Annotated in this window: 1 protein-coding gene and 1 pseudogene; one reads left to right on the forward strand and one right to left on the reverse strand. The window is 72.7% G+C overall.

Annotated elements, in window-relative coordinates:
* Positions 1-205, forward strand: a pseudogene (locus AOK18_RS03765) (cell division protein DivIVA); the annotation flags it as partial.
* A gap of 279 nt (positions 206-484) precedes the next feature.
* Here the strand turns inward: AOK18_RS03765 and ileS are convergent.
* The gene (ileS, locus tag AOK18_RS03770; RefSeq protein WP_055693326.1) at positions 485-3,643 is read right to left on the reverse strand and encodes an isoleucine--tRNA ligase; all 3,159 of its coding nucleotides are present in this window, start codon (positions 3,641-3,643) and stop codon (positions 485-487) included.
* Positions 3,644-4,450: the final 807 nt, after the last annotated feature.

A 4,450-nucleotide genomic window follows, 5' to 3' on the forward strand; every position in this document is an offset into this window, starting at 1 on the left:
GGCCGGTGCCGGTGCGCCGTCCTACGGCGGCAACCAGCAGATGGGCGGCCCCGGCCAGTCCGGCCCGTCCTACGGTGGCGGCCAGCAGCAGATGCAGCCGGCGATGACCCAGCCCATGGCGCCGGTGCGTCCGCAGGGGCCGTCGCCGATGGGCCAGGCGCCCTCGCCGATGCGCGGGTTCCTGATCGACGAGGACGACAACTGACGGCCTGATGGCCATGAGTACGGCGTAGCGGCCGGCAGTGTTCAGGGCGGGGCCCCGGGTTCGAGAACCCGGGGCCCCGCCCTCGTGCTGCGCGTGCCGGGGGCACCTCGCGCCGGTTGCGCCGGTTGCGGTGGTGGTGACCGGTCGCGGCGGTCGTCCGGGGCGCGGGGCGGTGGTCCGCGGGGCGCGACGCCGAAGGGCCCGGGCCCGCCGGATTCCTCTCGGCGGGCCCGGGCCCCGGGCGGCGCGGGACGCGCCGGCGTGCCTACCCCCTGGACCTCACGCCTTGCGGAGGCGGAAGGTCAGGGACAGGCCCTCGTCGGTGAACGGCTGCCCGTAGCCGCCGTCCGCCTCGTCCCGGGCGTCCTGCTCGTTCACGAAGGCCACGGCGAGGACCTCGTCGGCGATGAGGCCGGCGTGCTCGGTCAGGGCCGCGACGGTGGCGTCCTCCGTCGACGTCCAGCGCAGGGCGATCCGGTCGGCCACGTCGAGGCCGCTGTTCTTGCGGGCCTCCTGGATCAGCCGGATCGCGTCCCGGGCCAGGCCGGCGCGGCGCAGCTCCTCGGTGATCTCCAGGTCCAGGGCGACCGTGGCACCGGCGTCGGACGCCACCGACCAGCCCTCCCGCGGGGTCTCCGTGATGATCACCTCGTCCGGGGCGAGGGTGATCGTCTCACCGTCGACCTCCACGGAGGCGGTGCCCTCGCGCAGGGCCAGGGAGAGCGCGGCGGCGTCCGCGGCCGCGACGGCCCGGGCGACGTCCTGGACGCGCTTGCCGAACCGCTTGCCCAGGGCGCGGAAGTTGGCCTTGGCCGTCGTGTCCACCAGCGAGCCGCCCACCTCGGACAGGGACGCCAGGGACTCGACGTTCAGCTCCTCGGTGATCTGCGCGCGCAGCTCGGTGTCGAGGGCGCCGAAACCGCTCGCCGCGATCAGGGCGCGCCTGAGCGGCTGGCGGGTCTTGACGCCCGACTCCGCCCGGGTGGCCCGGCCCAGCTCCACCAGGCGGCGCACCAGCACCATCTGTTTCGACAGCTCCGGGTCGATCGCCGTCAGGTCCGCCTCGGGCCAGGAGGACAGGTGGACCGACTCCGGGGCGCCCGGGGTGACCGGCACGACCAGGTCCTGCCAGACCCGCTCGGTGATGAACGGGGTCAGCGGGGCCATCAGCTGGGTGACCGTCCCGACGACCTCGTGCAGGGTGCGCAGCGCGGCCTTGTCGCCCTGCCAGAAGCGGCGCCGGGAGCGGCGGACGTACCAGTTGGACAGGTCGTCGACGAACGCGGACAGCAGCTTGCCGGCCCGCTGGGTGTCGAAGCCCTCCAGCGCCCGGGTCACCTGGTCGGTGAGGGTGTGCAGCTCGGACAGGAGCCAGCGGTCGAGCACCGGGCGGTCGGCAGGGGCCGGGTCGGCCGCGGAGGGGGCCCAGCCGGACGTGCGCGCGTACAGGGCCTGGAAGGCGACGGTGTTCCAGTACGTCAGCAGCGTCTTGCGGACGACCTCCTGGATGGTGCCGTGGCCCACCCGGCGGGCCGCCCACGGGGAACCGCCGGCCGCCATGAACCAGCGGACCGCGTCCGCGCCGTGCCGGTCCATCAGCGGGACCGGGTCCAGGGTGTTGCCCAGGTGCTTGGACATCTTGCGGCCGTCCTCGGCGAGGATGTGGCCGAGGCAGACGACGTTCTCGTACGAGGACTTGTCGAAGACCAGGGTGCCGACCGCCATCAGCGTGTAGAACCAGCCGCGGGTCTGGTCGATGGCCTCGCAGATGAACTGCGCCGGGTACCGGCTCTCGAACAGTTCCCTGTTCTTGTGCGGGTAGCCCCACTGGGCGAACGGCATCGAACCCGAGTCGTACCAGGCGTCGATGACCTCGGGCACGCGCGTGGCCGTCTTCCCGCAGCCGTCCTGCGGGCAGGAGAAGACGACCTCGTCGATGAACGGGCGGTGCGGGTCGAGGCCCGACTGGTCGGTGCCGGTCAGCCCGGTCAGCTCGGCGAGCGAGCCGACGCAGGTGAGGTGGTCGTCCTCGCAGCGCCAGATCGGCAGCGGGGTGCCCCAGTAGCGGTTGCGGGACAGCGCCCAGTCGATGTTGTTGTCCAGCCAGTCGCCGTACCGGCCGTGCTTGACGGAGTCCGGGAACCAGTTGGTGCCCTCGTTCTCCTCGAGCAGGCGGTCCTTGACGGCCGTGGTGCGGATGTACCAGGAGGGCTGCGCGTAGTAGAGCAGCGCGGTGTGGCAGCGCCAGCAGTGCGGGTAGCTGTGCTCGTACGGGATGTGCCTGAACAGCAGGCCCCGCTCGGCCAGGTCCTCGGTCAGCTTCTCGTCGGCCTTCTTGAAGAAGACACCGCCGACCAACGGGACGTCCTCCTCGAAGGTGCCGTCCGGGCGGACCGGGTTCACCACGGGCAGGCCGTAGGAGCGGCAGACCCTGAGGTCGTCCTCACCGAAGGCGGGCGACTGGTGGACCAGACCCGTGCCGTCCTCGGTGGTGACGTAGTCGGCGTTGACGACGTAGTGGGCCGGCTCGGGGAACGCGACGAGCTCGAAGGGGCGCCGGTAGGTCCAGCGCTCCATCTCGGCGCCGGTGAAGGTCTCGCCGGTGGTCTCCCAGCCCTCGCCGAGGGCCTTGGCCACCAGCGGCTCGGCGACGACGACCTTCTCCTCGCCGTTCGTCGCGACGACGTAGGCGACCTCGGGGTGCGCGGCGACCGCGGTGTTGGACACCAGCGTCCACGGCGTGGTCGTCCACACCAGGAGCGCGGCCTCGCCGGCCAGCGGGCCGGAGGTGAGCGGGAAGCGGACGTAGACGGACGGGTCGACGACCGTCTCGTAGCCCTGCGCCAGCTCGTGGTCGGACAGGCCGGTGCCGCAGCGGGGGCACCAGGGGGCGACGCGGTGGTCCTGGACCAGCAGGCCCTTGCCGAAGATCTCCTTCAGCGACCACCAGACGGACTCGATGTACTCCGGGTCCATCGTGCGGTACGGGTCCTGGAGGTCGGCCCAGTACCCCATGCGGGTCGTGAGCTCCTCGAAGGCGTCGGTGTGGCGGGTCACCGACTCGCGGCACCTGGCGTTGAACTCGGCGATGCCGTACGCCTCGATGTCCTGCTTGCCGGAGAAGCCGAGTTCCTTCTCCACCGCCAGCTCCACCGGGAGCCCGTGGCAGTCCCAGCCGGCCTTGCGGCCCACGTGGTAGCCGCGCATGGTGCGGAAGCGGGGGAAGACGTCCTTGAAGACGCGTGCCTCGATGTGGTGGGCGCCCGGCATGCCGTTGGCGGTGGGCGGACCCTCGTAGAACACCCACTCGGGGCGGCCCTCGGACTGCTCCAGGCTCTTGGCGAAGATCTTCTGTTCCCGCCAGAAGTCGAGCACCGCGTGCTCGAGGGCGGGCAGGTCGACCTGGGCTGGCACCTGTCGGTACATCGGCGTTGTCATCAGCGGGCTTCCTCCGGCGGACTTGCTGCCTTCCGTCCGGAGGGACGAGAGCCGTGTCGATCCCTGCGCCGCCGTCGGCGCGCTCCCGCGGTACCACCCTCCTTGGCTCCCCGGTGCGCCGTGTGCGCCGGTGAGCCCCCTCATTGGGGTCGCGATGCCGGTTCTACTCGCCGTCGCTGTCGGGCTGCGGCTTTCCTCCGGCGGCTCCGGGGTGATCTTCGCGTCGCGCTCGCCCCCGGGCTCACACCGTCCCCGGGTCGCTCTGGGCTGCGTACGCCGCTACTCGTCCCCATCCACGCTTCTCGCTGGGCCCAGTGTACGGCGCGCAGCGGGCAGCGGCCGACCGGTTTCCCGCGGACCGGGGGCGGGGCCCGGGCGGACTCCCGCGGGCGTGCCGCACGAGCCGCCGGAGGAGGGACGTACCGCCGAATGGCGCGGTGCGGGTGTGCGGATCTCGCGGCGTCCGGCTCGGGGGCATACCCGGCGGGGAGCTGGGCACAACGCAGGAGGGTCCGCCGCGCGGCGTCCGGGGGAGGGCGAATCGGGCGGTGCGCCCCGTTGCCGCGGGCCCCGAGTCGATTTATCGTCCCAGCACGATTCGCGCGTGAGAGCACAGCAGGTGAAAAGGGGCCGCGGCCATGGTGGCGAAGAAGACCGCCGTACAGCAGTCGGCGTCCGGCGGAGCCGTGCCCGCCGGGAAGTCCCGGAAGGACGTGAAGGCGACGGCGAGGGCACGGGCGGACGAGGCGGCCGCGCGGCAGCCGGCCGCCGAGCGGTCGGCCGGGAAGGCCGGATCCGGGAAGGCCG

The organism is Streptomyces prasinopilosus (assembly GCF_001419695.1).
GTDB classification, from domain to species: Bacteria; Actinomycetota; Actinomycetes; order Streptomycetales; family Streptomycetaceae; genus Streptomyces; species Streptomyces prasinopilosus.

Excerpts from the sequence above, each read along its gene's own strand:
- ileS (WP_055693326.1), bottom strand. The coding sequence starts at position 3,643 with ATGACAACGCCGATGTACCGACAGGTGCCAGCCCAGGTCGACCTGCCC.